The sequence below is a fragment of the Mycobacterium sp. genome, from assembly GCF_035314665.1.
GTDB lineage: Bacteria > Actinomycetota > Actinomycetes > Mycobacteriales > Mycobacteriaceae > Mycobacterium.
In genome coordinates, this window is the sequence record NZ_DATFZD010000387.1 from 12531 (window position 1) to 32508 (window position 19978).

At 64.8% G+C, this 19978-nt stretch carries 19 protein-coding genes, 2 pseudogenes and 1 riboswitch; of the genes and pseudogenes, 7 read left to right on the top strand and 14 right to left on the bottom strand.

Annotated elements, in window-relative coordinates; genetic code table 11:
• Positions 1–91: 91 nt before the first annotated feature.
• A complete protein-coding gene (locus tag VKI00_RS27470; RefSeq protein WP_324443850.1) occupies positions 92–1168 on the bottom strand; it encodes a DUF190 domain-containing protein in 1077 nt (358 codons plus the stop codon).
• Between the two features lie 353 nt (positions 1169–1521).
• Positions 1522–1583, top strand: a riboswitch (Fluoride riboswitch).
• Between the two features lie 167 nt (positions 1584–1750).
• Between VKI00_RS27470 and VKI00_RS27475 the strand changes: the two genes are divergently transcribed.
• Together VKI00_RS27475 and VKI00_RS27480 are read left to right on the top strand one after the other, a co-directional pair.
• A complete protein-coding gene (locus VKI00_RS27475; RefSeq protein WP_324443851.1) occupies positions 1751–2050 on the top strand; it encodes a PE family protein in 300 nt (99 codons plus the stop codon).
• A gap of 14 nt (positions 2051–2064) precedes the next feature.
• Positions 2065–3426 (top strand): PPE family protein, encoded by a 1362-nt coding sequence (locus VKI00_RS27480; RefSeq protein WP_324443852.1) that lies wholly within the window; start codon positions 2065–2067, stop codon positions 3424–3426.
• A 20-nt stretch (positions 3427–3446) separates the two neighbouring features.
• Here VKI00_RS27480 and VKI00_RS27485 read toward each other — a convergent pair whose 3' ends face one another.
• The gene (locus VKI00_RS27485; protein WP_324443853.1) at positions 3447–4691 is read right to left on the bottom strand and encodes an MFS transporter; all 1245 of its coding nucleotides are present in this window, start codon (positions 4689–4691) and stop codon (positions 3447–3449) included.
• Positions 4692–4740: 49 nt separating this feature from the next.
• Between VKI00_RS27485 and VKI00_RS27490 the strand changes: the two genes are divergently transcribed.
• Positions 4741–6345, top strand: coding sequence for a Na+/H+ antiporter (locus VKI00_RS27490; protein WP_324443854.1), 1605 nt, complete (start codon positions 4741–4743; stop codon positions 6343–6345).
• On the opposite strand, the gene VKI00_RS27495 is transcribed toward VKI00_RS27490, so the two are convergent.
• Both VKI00_RS27495 and VKI00_RS27500 read right to left on the bottom strand, forming a co-directional pair.
• The gene (locus VKI00_RS27495) at positions 6332–8326 is read right to left on the bottom strand and encodes an APC family permease (RefSeq protein ID WP_414687307.1); all 1995 of its coding nucleotides are present in this window, start codon (positions 8324–8326) and stop codon (positions 6332–6334) included. The two genes, VKI00_RS27490 and VKI00_RS27495, sit on opposite strands and share 14 nt — an antisense overlap.
• Positions 8327–8589: 263 nt before the next feature.
• Positions 8590–10575 (bottom strand): annotated as a pseudogene (locus VKI00_RS27500) (APC family permease); the annotation flags it as partial.
• Between the two features lie 147 nt (positions 10576–10722).
• Between VKI00_RS27500 and VKI00_RS27505 the strand changes: the two are divergent.
• On the top strand, positions 10723–11466 hold the full coding sequence (locus VKI00_RS27505) for a GAF and ANTAR domain-containing protein (protein WP_414687308.1): 744 nt from the start codon (positions 10723–10725) through the stop codon (positions 11464–11466).
• A 39-nt stretch (positions 11467–11505) separates the two neighbouring features.
• Here the strand turns inward: VKI00_RS27505 and VKI00_RS27510 are convergent, their stop codons facing one another.
• The 4 genes and pseudogenes from VKI00_RS27510 to rplS form a co-directional block, all read right to left on the bottom strand.
• Entirely contained in the window at positions 11506–11811 is a 306-nt protein-coding gene (locus VKI00_RS27510) for a DUF2469 domain-containing protein (protein WP_324443856.1), read from the bottom strand.
• A 226-nt stretch (positions 11812–12037) separates the two neighbouring features.
• Positions 12038–12700 (bottom strand): annotated as a pseudogene (locus VKI00_RS27515) (ribonuclease HII); the annotation flags it as partial.
• A gap of 2 nt (positions 12701–12702) precedes the next feature.
• Entirely contained in the window at positions 12703–13566 is an 864-nt protein-coding gene (lepB, locus tag VKI00_RS27520; protein WP_324443857.1) for a signal peptidase I, read from the bottom strand.
• 90 nt (positions 13567–13656) lie between these two features.
• Entirely contained in the window at positions 13657–13998 is a 342-nt protein-coding gene (gene rplS / locus VKI00_RS27525; RefSeq protein ID WP_324443858.1) for a 50S ribosomal protein L19, read from the bottom strand.
• 248 nt (positions 13999–14246) lie between these two features.
• Between rplS and VKI00_RS27530 the strand changes: the two genes are divergently transcribed.
• Positions 14247–15170: a hypothetical protein gene (locus VKI00_RS27530; protein WP_324443859.1), complete on the top strand. Its 924-nt coding sequence runs from the start codon at positions 14247–14249 to the stop codon at positions 15168–15170.
• An 11-nt stretch (positions 15171–15181) separates the two neighbouring features.
• On the opposite strand, the gene trmD is transcribed toward VKI00_RS27530, so the two are convergent.
• The 5 genes from trmD to VKI00_RS27555 all read right to left on the bottom strand — a co-directional run bounded on the left by trmD (position 15182) and on the right by VKI00_RS27555 (position 17799).
• Positions 15182–15859 carry a tRNA (guanosine(37)-N1)-methyltransferase TrmD gene (gene trmD / locus VKI00_RS27535; RefSeq protein WP_324443860.1) on the bottom strand — a complete coding sequence of 226 codons (678 nt, stop codon included), beginning with the start codon at positions 15857–15859 and terminating at the stop codon, positions 15182–15184.
• Positions 15856–16377, bottom strand: a complete 522-nt coding sequence (gene rimM / locus VKI00_RS27540) for a ribosome maturation factor RimM (RefSeq protein WP_324443861.1) — start codon at positions 16375–16377, stop codon at positions 15856–15858. The genes trmD and rimM overlap by 4 nt, the downstream gene beginning before the upstream one ends.
• Positions 16378–16401: 24 nt before the next feature.
• Entirely contained in the window at positions 16402–16644 is a 243-nt protein-coding gene (locus VKI00_RS27545; RefSeq protein ID WP_036354608.1) for an RNA-binding protein, read from the bottom strand.
• A gap of 2 nt (positions 16645–16646) precedes the next feature.
• A complete protein-coding gene (gene rpsP, locus VKI00_RS27550; protein WP_324443894.1) occupies positions 16647–17189 on the bottom strand; it encodes a 30S ribosomal protein S16 in 543 nt (180 codons plus the stop codon).
• A gap of 178 nt (positions 17190–17367) precedes the next feature.
• On the bottom strand, positions 17368–17799 hold the full coding sequence (locus tag VKI00_RS27555) for a nuclear transport factor 2 family protein (protein WP_324443896.1): 432 nt from the start codon (positions 17797–17799) through the stop codon (positions 17368–17370).
• 115 nt (positions 17800–17914) lie between these two features.
• On the opposite strand from VKI00_RS27555, the gene VKI00_RS27560 reads away from it, so the two are divergent.
• Together VKI00_RS27560 and VKI00_RS27565 are read left to right on the top strand one after the other, a co-directional pair.
• Positions 17915–18784: a D-alanyl-D-alanine carboxypeptidase family protein gene (locus VKI00_RS27560; protein ID WP_414687309.1), complete on the top strand. Its 870-nt coding sequence runs from the start codon at positions 17915–17917 to the stop codon at positions 18782–18784.
• 196 nt (positions 18785–18980) lie between these two features.
• The gene (locus VKI00_RS27565; protein WP_324443898.1) at positions 18981–19379 is read left to right on the top strand and encodes an STAS domain-containing protein; all 399 of its coding nucleotides are present in this window, start codon (positions 18981–18983) and stop codon (positions 19377–19379) included.
• A gap of 5 nt (positions 19380–19384) precedes the next feature.
• Here the strand turns inward: VKI00_RS27565 and VKI00_RS27570 are convergent, their stop codons facing one another.
• Positions 19385–19978, bottom strand: coding sequence for a TetR/AcrR family transcriptional regulator (locus VKI00_RS27570; RefSeq protein ID WP_324443899.1), 594 nt, complete (start codon positions 19976–19978; stop codon positions 19385–19387).

The following is a 19978-nucleotide window of genomic DNA, read 5'->3' on the forward strand; positions in this document are numbered from 1 at the left end:
CACACCGCCGTCGCTGCGAGACGGTGGCCGGTTATCCCCAGTTGCGCGTCAGTCCACAGGACGCGTCGTTGCCGGCGACCGTCGCGTCGTTCTAGTACCGGTGACGTGCCATCCGTGCTCCCCCACTGCCGTCGTCGCCGTCACCGGCAAGCGCGGGCACCATTTCGCTTGTCACCAGACCTTGTTCACGAGTGATTTCGTCGACGATGTCAAAGGACGCGGCGATGTTGTTCGGGGTGTCGATGATGATGGTCACGACCGGCACATGCCGACTCAACGAGAACAGCTTGTCGCCATGCGGCGGGTGATCGCCGTGGAAGCCCCAGATTCCGCGCAGCACGGTCGCGCCGTGTGACGATTCGTGGTGCCGGAGCCGTTGGATCAGCGCACGGTGAACCGGCATCCCGTCGAAGCGGGCAGATTCCGAGGAGTAGACCATCAACTTCTGAAAGAGCGCCAAGCCGTGCCCGTCGGTTCCCGGTAGCGCATGCGGTCGTTCCAACAGCTCGCCGTCGCGCTTGCACACCCGGACCCGTTCGACCGTGACGAGCGGGCGCTTCAGCAGCGCGCCAAGCTCCGGTAGCACCCGGCCGATCTGCTCGCCGTTGCCGACGGCGATGATCATCATCGGCACATCGGCGTTCCGGTCGAAGAACTGCGCGCGTTCTCGCCGTCCACGAACCGTGCCGTCGACGCCCAAGAAGACCGATGCGCCGGCGAGTTGACGCCGGTAAAGCAGGTCGCAAACCGCAATGTGAGCGGGCACGCCGTAGACCCGCTCCTTCCGGCCGACGTAAATCGTCAGCTTGGTGGCTTCGTGATATTCGTCCGACAGCTCGATGCTGTGGATGTCATCATCCAGCAAGCGGGCGCGCTCCAAGCTGATCAGGCCGCGCTTGTCGACGGCCAACACGGGTTCGAGCAGTCCCTCAATGACGGACTGGGTGTCCACCGCGATCACCGCGACGGGGGGATCCTCCGACAAGCTCAGGGACTGATCGGTTCTGAAGTGGCGCCGTGAACCGAAGCCCGCGATCCCGCGCAGCACGATGCTGGTAGCGACGCCCCGCTGTTCGTACAGGCTCAGCATTGTTTCGGCCACAAAGCGACCGTCCACGCGCTGACGCTCACCGAAGTACGCAGTGAGCTTCAGACAAGCTTCATCCACGATCGCTCCCTCCATTGCGGCACAACAGTTTTCGACCTAAGCAATTTCCCCGTCGACGCCATGATTTGAGGTGATCTCGGGGTGATCTGGTCATACTCTGCTCCCGGGTTTCCATCGCCTGAGGCGCCGCGCGGATCGCACGCGACGTCGTCAGTGTCGATCTAGTTCCCAGGGACCGTTGGCAGTCGTCGGCTTGACCGTTGACTGCAGGTGGCGAGCCCCACCGCCTTGTCTTGCGGTCAGATTACTCAGCGGTGACATCGTGGGTCAATCGCCGCATGCGCCGACTATCGCGGCTATTTGCCGCAAGTACCCCCAGCTACGTTGCATCTGGAGTTAACCCGCCGTTAGCATCGCGTTCAGGCGATGAAGCTCGCCTTTAACCGCCGTATCGGCTGATGGCTTCTACCCGTGAGCGGGTCGTTGTCAGAGGACGGGGGGCCAATGAGTCAGGTTGCTCAGCTCGAATTCCCCGTTCGCCTCCGGGATTATCCAGCGGCGTGTTCAACGTATTCAGGTGATGACGCGTGGCATCCACACGCCATGTTCAACCGCATGTGACACCTATCGAGAGGAATACCGATGTCATTCGTCACAACACAACCGGAGGCTCTGACCGCCGCGGCCGGCAACTTGGCCGGCATCGGCACCACGATGAGCGCGCAGAATGCCGCCGCCGCGGCGCCGACCACCGGCCTGGTACCCGCAGCGGCCGACGAGGTGTCCGCGCTGACGGCCACCCAATTCGCAGTTCACGCGCAGATGTACCAAGCGGTCAGCGCTCAAGCAGACGCGATTCATCAGTTATTCGTCAGCACGCTCGGAACGAGTGCGACGTCATATGCGGCCACCGAAGCCGCTAACGCCATAGCGGCCGGTTAAGACGGGACACGGCAATGGATTTCGCGGTGTTACCACCGGAGGTCAACTCCGGTCGAATGTATGCCGGCCCCGGTTCGGGGCCGATGTTGGCCGCGGCGACGGCCTGGGATGGGCTGGCGGCCGAGCTTCAATCCACGGCAGCGTCCTACGGGTCGGCGATCTCCGAACTCACCGGCGGCCCGTGGCTGGGCTCGTCGTCTGCGTCGATGGCGGCAGCGGCCGCGCCGTACCTCGATTGGATGACCGGGACCTCCGCGCAAGCTGAGCAAACCGCCACCCAGGCCAAGGCGGCAGCAGCGGCCTACGAAGCGGCGTTCGCGATGACGGTGCCGCCGGCGATGATCGCTGCCAACCGCACGCTTTTGATGGCGTTGATCGCGACCAATATCTTCGGCCAGAACACCGCGGCGATCGCGGCAACCGAAACCGACTATGCCGAGATGTGGGCCCAGGACGCCGCCGCAATGTACGGCTACGCCGGTTCGTCGGCGGCGGCATCGACATTGACGCCCTTCACCCCACCGCCGCCGACCACCAATCCGGCCGGGGCGGGCAGCCAGGCCGCAGCGGTGGCGCAGTCGTCCGCGTCAAGCGGTTCGCAGCTGATGAACGCCGTCCCGCAAGCGCTGCAGGGGCTGGCGTCGTCCGCAGCGACAGATCCGACATCGGCGAGCGCTCTGTCCGATCTGCTGACCCCGATCTCGGTCGCCCTGACGAGCCTGGCAATCCCGATAAGCACGACTTCTGTCGGCTCCTCGGCGACGAGCATCTCGGCAACGTTCACGGGGGTCGGGACCAACTTCCGCGGCTTTGAGATCAACGCCGACCGTGACTTCGCTCAGGGCAGGGGGCCCTACACGGGCTATGGGCCGGGCGCCGCCAAGCTGCCGGAATGGTTCTGGAGCGGCCAAGGCAGCGTCGCTGCACCGTCGAACGCGGCTACGGCATCCGTATCCGCCGGCTTAGGCGAGGCAAATACGGTCGGCAAACTGTCAGTGCCGTCGGCCTGGACGGTGGCGGCACCCGAAATACGCCCGCTCGCCTATACGCTGCCCATCACCGGTGCCGCGGCCGCACCCGAGATCGCCGCTGGCAGTTCGGGCAACCTGTTCAGCAACATGGGCCTCGCCGGTGCGGCCGGCGGCGCAGTCGGCAGCACGGCTTCGGTAGGACGCGGCGGCGATCAGCGCGTCAGGATGACACCGCGGGGGAATCCCAAGCCGCCGCAACGGCCGGCGAACGAGACGGTAACCGAGATCGCCGTCGAGCTACGCGAGCTTGCCAGCCGGGCGCAATCGCTGCTGACCAAGCTGGCCGACTCCGGGCTGATGACGGCCGAGCAGGTCACCGAGCAGAAGGGACGCTTCACCTGGTGATGCGGGCACAGCGCCCTTCCTCAGTCAGCGGGCCGACGAAGCGCACCGGAAGCGATGGCCGCCGCGACCATCCAGGACGCCGCATAGCCAAATGCCACCGCTGGCGACGTCAGCGTGTAGAGCAATCCGGCGACGACGGTGGCCACGAGGTCACCCGTGGCCTGAACGGCTCCTAGAACTCCAAACCCGCTGCCGCGCAACCTGTCTGGCAGCAGTTGCGCGACGACAGCCGATTCCGTTGGCTCGGCGAATCCGATTCCTGCTCCGGCTGCGGCGAATGCAAGCACAATGGCGAGCACACTGTGCGAGCCGACCGCGAATGCGCAGTAAGCGATTACATATACGGCCGCGCCGGTCGCGAACACCACCCGCGGACCCGCCCGGTCAAACCACCGTCCGGCTATCAATGACGCGAACGTCGCGACCACGTTGTGGCCCGCATAGATCAGGATCGCCAGCGTGGTCGCGGTGGCAACCGATCGTTGCGGCGAGGTGAGCAATTGGGTGGCGCGCAGTATCAGCAGAGTCGTTGCGACGTTGCCGAACTCGAACAACAGCACCGGCACCAGCGCCCGAAGCATCCCGGCATCCCCCAGAGCGCGCAGATCGAGCCGACGCGCCGGAAACTCGCTCGCCAGATGGGCGCTGTGCCGGCGGGACTCGCGTGCGGCGATGATGATCGCGACTGCCGCAAGGAGACCGGGAATCGCGGCCAGATACAGCGCGGGTCGGACTCCCACCCACGCCATCAAGCCGGCCGCCAACAACGGACCGGCAACCGCCCCCAGGTTGTCACCGGCTCTTTCGAGCCCGAATGCTCTGCCGTGCGCTGAAGACGGGCTCAACGAAGCCAGTAACGCATCGCGGGCCGGTGATCGTAGGCCCCGGAACAACCAAGCGATCGCACGTAGCGCGCCGACCTGCCACACCGTTACCGCCGCACCGATGGCTCCGGTAGCCACCGCGGTGCCCAGATAGCCGCCAGACGCGGCCCGTGCCCGTCGTTGCGGGTCGTTCGCCAACGGCCCGGTGATGAGCTTCATCGCACCGACCAGCGCATCACTGATCCCGTCGATCACGCCGAGTGCCGCCGCGGAGGCACCCAGCGTGCCGGTGAGAAATGCCGGCAGCACCGACGTCGTCACCTCATGACCGGCGTCAGAGAAGAAGCTCGCCGCACCGACCGCGCCGACACCCGGAGTGAGCCAGCTGGTGTTACCGGTAGCGATCGCCGCGTCATCACTCATTCCGCCGGCGGCGCTCACAGCCCCGAGACTTCCACAAGCGGACGGTTCAGCCGCCCATTACGCTGAGTTGGCTGAAGCCACGGCACTGGGAGGGGCGGTTGTGATTCCGGCGGGCTACGTGGTCCTGCTGCTCTGCGGACCGTTGGCGGCGGTGGCGGCGGTGTGGGTGGCCGAGCGCGTCGGGGTCCCGTATCCGGTCCTGCTGGTGGGCCTTGGAGCGCTGTTCAGCTGGTTACCAGGTATCAGCGTGCCCGTGCTGTCGCCTCATGTCGTGTTCTACGTGTTTCTGCCCCCGTTGATCTACTACGCGGCGTATTTCATTGCACCCGATGACCTTCGTGCCAATGCCAGGTCGATCGGCCTGCTGTCGGTGGGACTGGTGATAGTCACCATGGCCGCGGTCGCTGGAGTCTTGGTGGGTCTCGCGGGTGTGCCACTGGCGGTGGCCCTGGTGGCCGGAGCGGTTGTGGCGCCGACCGACGCGGTGGCGGCGACATCGGTGTTCAAGCGGCTGGATGTGCCGGAGCGACTCGCGACAATCGTTGAGGGAGAAGGCCTTACGAACGACGGCACCGCCTTGGTGCTCTACGCAGGCGCGGTGGGCGCGGCAACGGTCGGCGCAGTGCGACCCGGCCCGCTGGCGGTTACGCTGCTGGCCGCTCCGGCCGGCGGCGCTGCGCTGGGCCTGGCCATCGGCTGGGTGGCGGTGAAGGTGCGCCGACGAATCGAACAACCGTTGTTGGAGATCACCATCTCGCTCGCGACGCCTTACGTCACCTATGTGCTCGCAGAGGCGGTCCATGTCTCGGGTGTTTTGGCCACCGTCGCCGCCGGGGTTTATGTCGGTTCGCACCTGAGCTCCATCTTCGCCCCGGGCGCGCGACTGCAAGCCTTCGCCTTTCTCGATGTTTTGGTGTTTCTGCTGAACGCAGTGCTGTTCACGCTGGTCGGCGCGGAACTTGTGCGTTCGGTGCACTGGGTGCCGGGGATGTCCGCGCTGCGAGTCGTGGCGGTGTTGCTGGCCGTGATCATCGTGGTGATCGCATTGCGGATGATATGGATGCTGTTCGGACCGGTCAGCGCAAAGCTGTTCGGGCGTGCCCGGGGCGAGCCCGTGTGGCGGGAACGTCTGGTCGTGGCGTGGGCGGGCATGCGCGGCGGCTTGTCGCTGGCAGCCGCGCTGGCGGTTCCGTTGCAGCTCGCCGACGGCTCACCGTTTCCCGACCGCGACTTGTTGATCATGGTGGCGGCTGCGGTGATCGTGGCGAGCCTGCTCGTGCAGGGCACCAGTCTGCCGTGGTTGCTGCGCCGGCTCGGGCTGCGGGCTGAGGATTTCGCAACCGAGGAGAACAAAGCCCGGCTCAAGGCGGCCCGCGCCGCGCTGAAATGGCTGGACGACCAGTCCGGCGCTGAAAGTGCCTATGAGGCAACGAAATCTGCACGGGCCGTATACGAGGCCAAATTGCGGCGCCTACAGATCAGCCCTCCTGGGGATGAGGAGTCCGACGAAGCCCGGGAAATGGAACGGTATCGGGTATTGCGACTGGAAATGCTGGGAGTCGAGCGGTCGGCGTTGCTGGCGTTGAGGCGCGACCGTCGCATCAACGCGACAGTGTTGCGCACCATCGAACGAGACCTCGACCTCGAGGAGGCGCGGCTCAGCGGGTCTTGAGACCGTTCCGAGCTTGGTCCTCGGCCGTCTTGGTCACTCGGCGGGCCGCGACTAACCGGGCGATCCGCGATCCCACGTCGTAAGCCAGGATCTGCGCAGTCGCGTCCGGGACCCGGCTGATCGCGGCGGCCATCCTGTCGGCGGTGCGGTCATGTAGAAGCCGGCCCACCAGCGCCGCATATGTTCGCCGCGGGAACAACACCGTCACCTTGGTGCCCGGATGTTCCTTGATCTCCTGGCAGACCAGTTCTTGGCCGGCGCGACTCAGGTGGCGGTCCGGGCACTCAACCATCCGCAGCGAAACCTGGTCCTCGAAGTGCTCCCATCGCTTCAGCAGGCGCGCGGCATGAGCCGTGTCGATCACGAAGTGCACCGCGGTCAACTTATCGGCGTGCAGCCCGGTCGCGTAATGCAGCGCCTCCATCACCGCGAGGTCGAAGTGATCGACAAAGACAAATATTCGATGCCGCGGATGCCTGACCAGGTCCTGACGCTCTGCTACCAACATCTCCAAAACGGAGTTTTCGGCACGGTACTGGCGGTTGAGCCGCATCAATCCGAACACCAGCAGCGGCATGACCACGACCACCAGCCAGGCTCCCTCGGTGAACTTGGCCACCGCGAAGATTCCCACCACGATCGTCGACAAGATCCCCGCGGACAGGTTGATCGCCAACTTGCGTCGCCAACCGGGCCCACGATGGATCAGCCAGTGTTTGGTCATGCCATAGCCGGCCATCGAGAATCCGGTGAATACGCCCATCGCAAACAGCGGCACCACCGCGTCGACCGAGCCGCCGGTCACGATCACCAGTGTCACCGCCAGTGTAGTCAGCACGATGATGGCGTTGGAGAACACCAAACGATGACCACGTTTCATCATCGGCCGCGGCAGAAAGCTGTCCTCGGCAATGAAACTCGTCAGCGCAGGAAAACCGTTGAAGCTGGTATTCGCACCGAAGAACAAGATCGCCGCGCTGGCCGTCTGCAGCAGCAAGTACGTGATGTTCCCGATCACCCCGTTGCCGAAGACCGCCCGGCCAACCTCGGACAGCATCGACGGATACTCGGCGACAAACGGAGTGGCGTGGGTGGCATGCACCAGGTAGATGACACCAACCAATAAGAACCCGAGGACACAGGCCATTCGGGTGAGGACCCGACGTGCGTTGGGGCCTTGCGGCTGACGAAAGACATTGACCGCGTCGGTGATCGCCTCGACCCCGGTCAGCGAGGTGCCGCCGTTGGCGAACGCGCGCAACAATATAAGAACGGTGGCGCCCATAATCAGCCCGTTGCCCTGATGGACCGGCACCGCCCCGGCAATGTGCGCCGGATCGTATTGCGGCAAACCCCAGAAAATTTGACGAACCACACCGGTCACGATCATCACCGTGAGCATGACGATGAACGCGTAGACCGGCACGGCGAAGATCCGGCCCGCCTCCCGCATTCCGCGCAGGTTGGCGTAAGACATGAGCAGCAACGCGCCTACGGTGATTTCCAAGTGGTAGGGGCCCAGTGCCGGTACCGCCGACACCACCGCAAACGTGCCCGACGCGCACTGCACCGCCACGGTCACCACATAATCGATCAACAGCGCGGCCGCCGAGATCTGCGCGATGCGCGGCCCGAAGTTGGCTCGAGCCACCACGTAGGAGCCACCCCGTTGGGTGTAGGCCATGACCACCTGCCGATACGACGCGGTCACCAACGCCAAAATCACCAAGATGACACCGGCGATCGGAAGGACCAGCAGGTACGCAGCCATCCCCGCCGCTGGCAGCAACTCGACCATAATCTGCTCGGGACCATAGACCGTGGACGAGATCGCATCCGGTGAAAGCGCCCCTAGCGCAACGGTATTCGACAAGCTCTCGTGTTCCAGGTGCTCGCTGATCAGCGGCTTGCCCAGGAAGAACCGCTTCCACGCATCGGCGAACGTCGACGGGAGGTTCTGGTCGTCAGCCAACTCTGTCACGGTAATTTCGTTTCCACCCTTGAACGCACCGAAAGAGCCTACGAACGTGAAGAGTAGCCGCTCCGGCCGGGTGCGGCAGTCCACGGCCAATGGCCCGGGCACCGATTCCCATCCAACGCGACGGGTCTTGACAGGTATCTCCCATCGATACCACGTCCATTTTGACGAATTGGCGACTAGGATCCCGCCGCCCAACCGGTGTGGCCCGGCCGGCCAGCCGACATGCCCGGTAGTCAGATGACGGGGCTCGCAGTCGGCGCTTCTTCGATGGATTCGAGGGCTTGAGCAGCACGCTTAGCTTCTGCCGCTCGGGCGGCTTGGGCTTGCGCGATCCGGGACCCTATGTCGTAAGCCACGATCTGCGCGCTCGCGCCCGGGATCCTGCTGATCACCCGGGCGATCTTGTCGGCGGTGCGGTCATGCAGCAGCCGGCCAAGTAGCGCCGAGTAGGTTCGGCGCGGCAACAGCACGGTCACCGTGGTGTCCGGGTGCTCCCGCTTGACCCATGTAACCAGGTCTTGGGCGGCCCGACTCAAGTTGCGATCCCGGCACTCGACCAAGCGCAACTCAGTGACGTGCCCGAAGTGCTGCCAATTCTCCTGCAGACGCGCGGCGCGATCCCCGTCCAACACGAAGTGCACCGCGGTCAGTTCGTCGGCGTGCAGCCCCTGCGCGTAACGCATCGCCTCGATCTCGGCCAGGTCGACGCTGTCCACAAAGACAAACACCCGATGCCGGTCGTGTTTGTCCAGGTCGGCGTGCTCGGTAAGCGACGACTCCAGTACGGAGGCCTCGGCGCGGTACTGCCGGTTGAGCCGCATCAACACCAACACCAGAATCGGGAAGACAACGACGACCAGCCAGGCCCCCTCGGTGAATTTCGCGATCGCGAAGATGGCCACCACACTCGTCGACAAGATGCCGGCGGACAGGTTGATCACCAGCTTGTAGTGCCAGCCCGGCCCACGATGGGTCAGCCAGTGTTTGGTCATCCCGTAGCCGGCCATCGAGAACGCAGTGAACACGCCCATCGCGAACATCGGCACCAGCGCGTTGACGGAGCCTCCCGTGGCAACTAAGAGCACCACCGCAAGCGTGGTCAGCAGGATGATCGCATTGGAGAACACCAAACGATGACCCCGCTTCATCAGCGGCCGCGGCAGGAAACTGTCCTCGGCAACGAAGTGAGTCAGCGCCGGAAAACCGTTGAAGCTGGTATTGGCACCGTTGTACAAGATCGTCGCGCTCGCCGCCTGCAACAGGAAGTAAAAGATGTTGCCGATCAGTCCCTGGCCGAAGACCGCCCGTCCGATCTCGGAGAGCATCGACGGATATCCGGCGGAAAACGGAACGGAATGAGTCGCGTAGCCAAGCCAAGCCACACCGGCCAACAACAGCCCAAGAATCGCAGCCATGATGGTCAGCACCCGGCGAGCGTTGGGCCCTTCGGGCTTGCGAAAAAGGTTGACAGTGTTGGAAATCGCCTCGACCCCAGTCAACGACGACCCGCCGTTGGCGAACGCCCGCAGGATTATCAGAATCGTCGCACCCATCACCAGGCCGCTGCCCTGGTGGATCGGCACCGCGCCGTCAATGTGTTGCGGATCGTATACGGGCAGATTCCCCAAGACTTCACGAGCAATGCCGACCACGATCATCAGCGTGAGCATGCCGATAAACCAGTACGTTGGCACCGCGAATGTCCGTCCTGCCTCCCGCAATCCGCGCAAGTTCGCGTAACAGAAGATCAGCACCGCAGCGACCGAGATTTCCAAACTGTAGGGGCCCAGCGCCGGTATCGCCGACGCCACCGCCACAGTGCCGGCAGCACACTGGATCGCCACGGTGACGACGTAGTCGATCAACAGCACTGCGGCCGCGATCTGCGCAACCCGAGGTCCGAAATTTTCCCTGGCGACGATGTACGAGCCGCCGGCTCGGGTGTAGGCCATGACTACCTGCCGATACGACGCGGTCACCAGCAACAGAATCAGCAGGATCACGCCGATCAGCGGAAGCAATAGCACAAACGCGGCCATCCCGGCAGCCGGCAGCAACTCGACCATGATCTGCTCAGGACCGTATGCAGTCGAAGAGATCGCATCCGGTGAAAGCGCACCTAGCGCAACGGTATTCGACAACTTCTCGTGCTGAAGCTCGTCGGTGATCATCGGCTTACCGAGAAATACGCGTTTCCACCCGTCGTAAAAGGACGGCACCATGCGCCGCTCGTCAGGCAATCCGGTCACGAGACATTCCTAACCGATGTTGGGACTGGCCGCCGTCTTCCTTACGGGATCTTGACGCCCTCCGAACACCCCACGCACCAGGCATCGGAACCGCATCCACGAGCAGAAACGCCGATCCGATGGCCTGCGCGGAAGCGGCCTGAAATGATGGACAACGTGGCAGACGACGGGAACAACGGCACTGCGGGAACACCCGCGGCAGCCGACCCAAGCAAGGTCTTTTCCGCGCTCGCGGAGATCATCTACCAGGGCTCGGACGCAAACCAGGTCTACGCGGCCATTTGTGTCGCCGCGACGCTGGTCGTCACGGGCTGTGACCACGCCAGCCTGCTGGTGCGTCGCGAGGGTCACTACGTCACCGTCGGCGCCAGTGACCGCATCGCGCAGCGAATCGACGACATGGAACGCACGGCCGGGGACGGACCGTGCGTCGACGCCATCGAGGAAGAGACGCCGCAGATCGAAACGGACCTCACCACGCCTAATCAATGGCCACAGCTGGCCGCCCGCCTGGTCGCCGAGACCCCCGTGAGGGGAGCGATGGGCTTTCGCATCCTGGTCGATAAGCGCAAAACAGGCGCACTAAATCTGTTCAGCGACAAGCCAGGCGTCTTCGACCACGAGTCCGCCGGCCAGGCGATCGTGCTGGCATCGTTCGCCAGCGTGGCCATCAACGCCGTCGCTCAGGGCGAGGACGTCGCCACCTTGCGGCGCGGGCTGCTCAGCAACCGCGAAATCGGCAAGGCCGTGGGCATGCTGATGATGCTGAACGGCGTGAACGAGCACGAGGCCTTCGACATCCTGCGGCGGTATTCCCAGGATCTGAACATCAAGCTCGCCGATGTGGCGCGGTCAGTCATCGAGCACCGCGGGAATCCGATATTCGGATGACGACCGGTCGTCGAGCGACCGCTAGCGCCCGCCGGCTGCCTACTCGGGCAGCCGTAGCTCGGGTTTCTCGACCTCTTCGATGTTGACGTCTTTGAAGGTGACCACCCGCACCTGTTTGACGAACCGGGCCGGCCGGTACATGTCCCACACCCACGCATCGGAGAGCCGCAGCTCGAAGTACACCTCGCCGTCCGCGTTGCGCGGCACCATCTCGACACCGTTTGCCAAATAGAAGCGGCGCTCGGTTTCCACCACGTAGCTGAACTGCCCCACGATGTCCTTGTATTCGCGGTACAGCGAGAGCTCCATCTCGGTTTCGTACTTTTCGAGATCTTCGGCACTCATCTGCTCAGCGTCCTTCTCCGGCCCATTCGGGCGAGTCGGGTTCCATCTTTCCCCACCCATTGTGGGTGTCTCGACCCGGTGGGCCGGACTCGGCTGCATTGCCAGGCCACTCCGGGCCCGCATCGTCGCCCGGCTCGGCTCGATTGCCGGGCCAGCACTCCGCCACGTCCGGTTGCCAGGCTCCTCCTCGGGCCGTACCGGCCCGCATCGTCACCAGGCGCAATCGGCTGCCCGACCCGGTTGCCACCCGCCGGACATTGATGAAGGAATACCGATGCTCGGGACACGGGCCCAGCTCGTTCAGCGCCGCAGAGTGCGCGAGGGTGCTGTAGCCCTTGTGCTCGGCGAACCCGTAACCCGGATGGTCGGCGTCCATCGCGACCATCAACCGGTCCCGGCTGACCTTGGCCAGCACACTTGCGGCAGCGATACAGGCCGCCGCCGCGTCTCCACCGATCACCGGCAGCGACGGCACGGGCAGTCCGGGCACTCGAAAACCGTCGCTGAGCACGTAGCCGGGACGCACCGCTAACCCGGCCACCGCGCGGCGCATGCCTTCGATGTTGGCCACGTGTACGCCGCGGCGGTCAACGTCGAGCGACGGGATGAACACCATGTGGTAGGCCAGCGCGTAGCGGCAAATCAACGGGTACAGCTTCTCTCGCGCCTTTTCGGTGAGCTTCTTCGAATCATCAAGGGCAGCAAGGCTTTCCAGTCGGCCCGGCCCCAGCACACAGGCCGCGACCACCAGCGGGCCGGCGCACGCGCCGCGACCGACCTCGTCCACGCCGGCCACTGGTCCCAGACCGCTGCGATACAGCGCCGACTCCAGGGTGCGCAAGCCGGAGGATTTACGGATCACCGTCCGCGGCGGCCAGGTGGTGGCCATGCCTAATGATTCTGCTGCGGATTCACCGATCGCACAGCACCCCATCGCGACGGCGGCCACACAATGAACCTTGCCTTGCCGATGACGTTGCCCACCGGCACGGTGCCCGCCATGGGATCACCCGTGCACAGCAGCCCATCCATTGCGTCGGTGGGCGTGCTGGTGCAGTGTGCCCGGGAGTCCGCCGAATGAGTGCGGTTGTCCCCCATCACCCACAACCGCCCTTGTGGGACGGTCACCGGCCCGAACTCGGGGCCCAGACACGGATATACCGATGGGTCCGCGTTCATCGTGGCCGGGTCCAGATAAGGCTCCTGCAACCGTGCGCCGTTGACCGTCAGCCCACTTTTGCTCCGGCACTGCACGGTCTGTCCACCCACCGCGATCACACGCTTGACGAGGTCGTTCTCGTCAGGCGGAACAAAGCCGATGAACGACAGCGAGTTTTGCAGCCACCGCACCGCGGTGTCATGCGAGCGGATCGACTTGTAGCCCACGTTCCACGACGGCGGCCCCTTGAACACGATGACGTCACCGGGCTGCGGTGAGCCGAACCGAAAGGTCAGCTTATCCACCATGATCCGGTCGCCGACGCAGCCCGAACACCCGTGCAGCGTGGGCTCCATGGACTCCGACGGAATGAGGTAGGGGCGTGCCACGAACGTCAACATCACGTAATAGAGCACTAGCGCAATCGCCGCCAGGATGACGGTTTCCCGCAGCGCCGCTCGCTTGTTGCCGGTGGGCTCGTCGTCGGCGTCGCCGGCACCCGATTCCGCGGTAGCCGGATGGCTCGTCTCAACGTCCGGCTCGGCCGGATCGGGGTTGGGCTGGCCGTCGGGCGACGAGTCCGTGGTTTCGGTCACCGCGTCAGCCTAGCCAGCACGACGTGCAGAGTCGCGGGCCGCCGCGCGGGGGGACGGCAGAAGCCGGAACAGCCATCGGGCCGCACCAGGTCAGCGCTTCTCTTTGATCTTGGCTTTCTTGCCGCGCAGCTCTCGCAGGTAGTAGAGCTTGGCGCGACGGACATCACCGCGGGTCACGACCTCGATGTGGTCGATATTCGGCGAATGCACGGGGAAGGTCCGTTCGACGCCTACGCCGTAGCTTTCCTTGCGGACGGTGAAGGTCTCCCGGATCCCGCCGCCTTGCCGACGCAGCACAACGCCCTTGAAGACCTGGATGCGCTCTTTGGCGCCCTCGATGACCTTGACGTGCACATTGATCGTGTCGCCGGGGCTGAAGGCCGGGATGTCGTCGCGCAGCGACGCCTTGTCGACGAAGTCCAGCGTGTTCATGTCGGGGACACTTCCTTGCGGTCGCGGCTGCGGGCTGCTGCTCACGCTGTTGGCGCGTTGACAGTCAACCAAGCCGATGGATTCGGGCATCTGGGCGCGTCTCGCAGCAGGCGGGAGCGGACCGGCCGGCCGACAACCGCTGGAGACAACTGGTCAATTGTGCCAGATGGGGCCCAGGCAGCGAAATCGCCGCGAATCGCCGCTCCTGTTTACCCCGCCCTGACGTGGGCGAATGGAAAATAGATGCCATGCGAGCGCGGGCGCTGGTGCTGCTGATCACCATGGCGGCGGAACTCACCGTGTCGGTTGCCGGCTTCGAAGCGAAGGTGTACGGCTCGCCCGCTGCTGCGTCGCACGCGCCCTACACGGCCGCACCGCCGCACGCGATCGTGCCGCCGGAGTCCCCGCAGGGAATGCACGGCGCCACGTTCGACGGGTTGGCGGACCGCATCGCGCAGGCCACCGAAGAGGCCGGGGCCGACGGCGCCACCATCTCGGTTGCGGTCCTCGACCGGGCCAACCATCAACTGCTGTCCAACGGCAACGAGCAGCTCGTCGCCATCGCGTCGGTCGCCAAGCTGTTTATCGCCGATGATCTGCTGTCGCTGGAATCGGGCGGCTCAACGGATGACCACCGGCTGTCGACGGCAGACCGCGAGGCCCTGGACAGCATGCTGCGCTCCTCCGACGACGACGCGGCGGAGGCGTTCTGGGCAGAGCACGGCGGCGAGGCGATCATCACCGACGTCGCGGGCCGGTACGGGCTGACGTCCACTGCCCCGCCCAGCGACGGGCGATGGTGGAACACGATGAGCTCCACATCCGACTTGGTGCGCTACTACGACAAGCTGCTCAACGGGTCCGGCGGATTGTCTGGCGAGCGGGCGAAGATCATCGTCGACGACCTCGCCGGGTCCACGGCTACCGGAGCCGATGGCTACCCCCAGCGGTTCGGCATTCCCGACGGGCTGTACGCCGAACCCGTTGCCGTCAAGCAGGGGTGGATGTGCTGCATGGACGGCAGCAGCTGGATGCACCTGTCCACCGGCATCATCGGGCCCGACCGGCGCTACGTCATGGTGATCGAGTCGCTGCAACCCTCCGATGACGCCACCGCGCGGGCGACGATCACCCAGGCGGTCAAGACGATGTTTCCGTCCGGACGGATTTAAGACCGCGAGCGCTACTGCAACAGGTCCGGACGGCGTTCACGGGTGCGCTGTTCGGCGGCCTGGCGTCGCCAAGACTCGACGCGAGCGTGGTCGCCGGACAGCAGCACCTCCGGGACGTCCAGTCCGCGCCAGCTCGGCGGCCTAGTGTACGACGGCCCTTCCAGCAGACCACAAGAATGCGAATCATCTTGGTGCGAAAGCGGATTGCCCAAAACGTTGGGCAACAGTCGCAGCACCGCCTCAATGACTACCAGGGCCGCCGATTCTCCTCCCGGCAACACGTAGTCTCCGATCGAGACCTCTTCTACGCGCATCCGGCCGGCCGCGTCGTCGATGACTCTCTGGTCGATCCCCTCATAGCGACCGCAGGCGAACACCAGATGGGGCTCGGTGCTCCAGCGCTGCGCCGTCGCCTGGGTAAACAGCGTGCCCGCGGGTGTTGGGACAACGAGAAGCGTTTCCTGCGAACAGATCTCGTCCAGTGCTTCGCCCCAAACCGGCGCCCTCATCACCATCCCCGGGCCACCGCCGTAAGGCGCGTCGTCCACCGAGTGGTGCACATCGTGAGTCCACTTCCGCAAGTCGTGCACTTCGAGTGCGACGAGACCCGACTCTATCGCCTTGCCCGGCAACGATTGTCGCAGCGGATCGAGGTACGACGGGAAGATCGTCACCACGTCAATCTTCATGTCTCCAACTCCAACAGGCCCTCAGGCGGATCGATTTCGACGATCCCAGAGTCCAACGACACCGACGTGACGATCGCGCCCACGAACGGCACCAGCAACTCACCGGCATCAGCCCGGTCGACCGCGAGTAGTTCCCCTGCGGCCGTGTGCAGGACCTCGGCGACGGTGCCGATATCGAGCCCGGCCGTTGTCCGCACCAGAAGGCCTTCCAGTTGGTGGTCGTAGTAGGTGTCGGGCTCATCGATGGGCGGCAAGTCCTCGGACTCGATGATGAACACGCTGCCCCGCAGCGCGTCCGCGGCATCACGGTCGGCCACCCCCTCCAGCCGCAGCAGGAGGCGGCTCCCGTGCGGACGGACGGCCTCCACGACGTAGTTGCGCTCACGGTGATCGGATGCCCGGGCGCGCAATGTCGTGCCTCGGGCGAACCGCGTCTCGGGATCATCGGTGCGGATCTCGACGACGAGTTCGCCGGTCACGCCGTGGGCTTTGACCACGCGCCCGACTGTCAGCTCCACAGCAGTTCCATGGGCCGGGCTCCGCTACTGGTCGGTGTCCACCACATCGACTCGGATACCGCGACCACCGATTCCGGCAACCAGCGTGCGCAGGGCGGTCGCGGTGCGCCCGCCGCGACCGATCACCTTGCCGAGATCGTCGGGATGGACGTGTACCTCGACGGTCCTTCCACGCCTGCTGGTAACCAGGTCGACCCGGACATCGTCGGGGTTGTCGACAATGCCGCGCACCAGATGTTCGACGGCGTCGACGACGACGGTACTCATGCTCAGCTCTCGGTTGCCGATTCGGCCTGCTCGCTGCCTTCGGCGGGCTCGGCCGCCGCGGCTTCAGCGGGCGGCGTGGCAGGTGCCTCGGCTTCAGCGGCCTTCTCAGCGTCGTCGGCTTTCTCGGCCTTGACCGGCGCGGCGGCCTTCTTGGCCGGAGCTTTCTTCTTCTTCGGTGTCGCGGCCTCGGAGTCGGGAGCCCCGTCGGCGGCGGCGAGCGCGGCGTTGAACAGCTCCAGCTTGGTCGGCTTGGGCGGAGCGACCTTCAATTTGCCCTCGGCGCCGGGCAGGCCCTTGAACTTCTGCCAGTCACCGGTGATCTTGAGCAGCTTGAGGACGGGCTCGGTGGGCTGAGCGCCTACCGACAGCCAGTACTGGGCACGCTCGGAGTCGATCTCGATCAGGCTGGGCTCTTGCTTCGGGTGATACCGGCCGATGATCTCGATCGCGCGACCTTCGCGGCGGGTCCGCGAGTCGGCGACGGCGATGCGGTATTGCGGATTGCGGATCTTGCCAAGCCGGCTGAGTTTGATCTTTACAGACATTGTTGAGCGACTTCTCCTGTGGGTGTCACGCTGCAATTCAGCGATTCGGGCGGGGTGCCAGGATCCGGTTTTGCCTCGCGTGCGTGACCGCGAAGCGACCGTAATCGCAGGGCGGACAGCCGCCCATTGTGCCAGAGCAAGGTCAGCCAGGGAAAATTCGCCTGTTCGGTCTCTGCCTTTAGAGAATTTTCTGGAAGCACTTGGTTTCCACCCGGCGGTTCATCCGCCAACCGTCGGGCGTGCGCAAGAACTCGTCGTCGTACCACAGCCCGCAGAACATCACCTGTTCCCCTTTGGCCCCCACATCACCACCCAGCACCATCGGGTTGAAGCAGATTGTCCGCGACGACGCGGTGTCCCCATCGATGCGCACCGAGAAATTGCCCAGCATGTGCGAATATATGGGGAAGTTCGGCAGCACCTCGGCCAGCCAGGCCTTCACCTCTGGATAGTGGCCTTCGATACCGCCGAGGGCCGTGTAATCGATATATGCGTCGGGCGTGAACACCACGTCGAGGTCGTCAAAGCGGCGCGAATCGATCGCAGTGGAGTAATCGACCACCAGCTGCTGGATTTCCAACCGGTCAGAGATTTCGGCCTGGCTCAACATGAGTGAATTGAACACCTCGGTCGCGTCGATGCGCGGCGCGGGCCGGTAAGCCGCCCGGCGACGATGCGGCTCGCGAAGCTACCCCGGAGAAGCCGGGCCGTTAGACTGAGCGGCCATGCGTACGCTCCTCGCCGCAGTCGCGGCTGTTCTAACTCTCATGGGCTGCGCCACCCCGGCGCGGGCCGACGTCGGCGTGCAGCCCGTTGGCTCGGTACCCATCCCCGACGGCCCGGCGCAGACCTGGCTGGTCGCCGATCTCGATTCCGGCCAGGTGCTGGCCGAGCGGGACGAGAACGTGCAACATCCACCCGCGAGCACGATCAAAGTGCTGTTGGCGCTGGTCGCCCTGGACCAGCTCAGCCTGGATTCCACCGTGGTCGCCGACGAGGCCGACAGCCACGTCGAATGCAACTGCGTGGGCGTGAAAGCTGGCCGCACCTATACGGCGCGCCAACTGCTGGACGGACTGCTTCTGGTGTCGGGTAACGACGCCGCCAACACGCTGGCGCACATGCTGGGCGGTCCGGACGCCGCCGTCGCCAAGATGGACGCCAAAGCTGCGTCGCTGGGCGCCGTCAACACGCACGCATCGACCCCGTCTGGCCTGGATGGGCCGGGGGGCTCGGGCTGGTCGACGGCGCACGACCTGGCCGTCATCTTCCGGGCAGCAATGGGCAATCCGGTGTTCGCCCAGATCACCGCCGAGCCCGCCGCTGTGTTTCCGGGCGATAACGGCGATCACCCGATCACCAACCAGGACGAGCTGCTGCAGCGCTACCCGGGCGCAATCGGGGGCAAAACCGGCTTCACCGACGCGGCACGCAAGACGTTCGTCGGCGCCGCTGCCCGCGGCGGCCGCCGCCTGGTGGTCGCGATGATGTACGGGCTGGTGCGTGAGGGTGGACCAACCTACTGGGATCAGGCCGGCAGTCTGCTGGACTGGGGTTTCGCCCTTAACCGGCAGTCGACGATCGGCGTTCTGTAGGCCGCTGACGACAGATGCCGCGTTTTGCTAGGCTTCCTATGCCGTTGCACCCTATTCTGCAGTTGCCCAATACGAACTTTCACGGCATCGTGTCGACATGCGTCGACGTTGTCCATCGGTTGAGCCGTCAGCCATCGCCAACTATGTCTGCGTCTCGAACAGCGCCCACGCAGGTTCCCGCAAGGAGTGATGATCGATGATGGCCGAAAACCAACCCGCTCCATCTGGCTCGCCACCTCAATCAGACAAGGACGACTTCAACGCGCACGAGTCGCTGGTCGATGGTCTGGTCGTGGTATCGGTCAGCGGTAGCGTCGACATGCTCACCGCCCCGGGTTTGGCCGAGTCCCTCGATTCCGCGCTTGCCAAAAAGCCCGACGGCCTGATTGTCGACCTGTCCAAAGTCGAGTTTCTGGGCTCGGCCGGGATCAGTGTGCTGATGAAAACCCGCGAAACCCTTGGCGACTCCACCCCGTTCTGTGTGGTTGCCGACGGGCCCGCCACGCACCGGCCGCTCACCTTGTTGGGGATCAACGAGATGATGTGCCTGTGTCGAACATTGGACGACGCGGTCAGCAAGCTCACCGACCGCTGAGACGTTCAGGCCGGTAGGCCAACTCCGCTCAGCAGGGACATCAACAGCTGAATCCGTCGCTGCTCGATGTCCGGTTGGGGTAACACCGCTCCCACCAACGCGGCGCCGTCGAAGGTGTTGGTCAACAACGCCACCAGGACCGGGAAGCTTTCCTGCGGGAAGCTCTCGGCACCGGGCAATGCGCGCGCGGCGTCGCAGATCTTGGTGGCGTACTGCTCGAGGACGTGTTGCAAAGTGGCGTTGAGCTTTTCGTTGGTGCGCGCGGCGATCATCAGTTCGTACAGCACAGCGTTGGTGGGGCTGCTGGTGATGTCCCGCAGGATTGTCAGCGCCGCCTCGAGTGCCGGCCGGTCGGACGGTATCGCGGCGACCTGCTTGCTGAACGAGTCGAGTTGACGCCGCAGGACCTCATACGCCGTGGCCGCCATGAAGTCGCCCATCGTGTCGAAGTGGCGGAACAGGGCTCCGACCGATACCCCGGCACGCTTGGTGATCACCGCCGCGGACGCCCGGGCGTATCCGACTTCGATGATCGTCGCGATGCTGGCTTCGAGCAGTCGCGCCACCGTCTCTTCGCGACGCTGCTGCTGGGTCGCCAT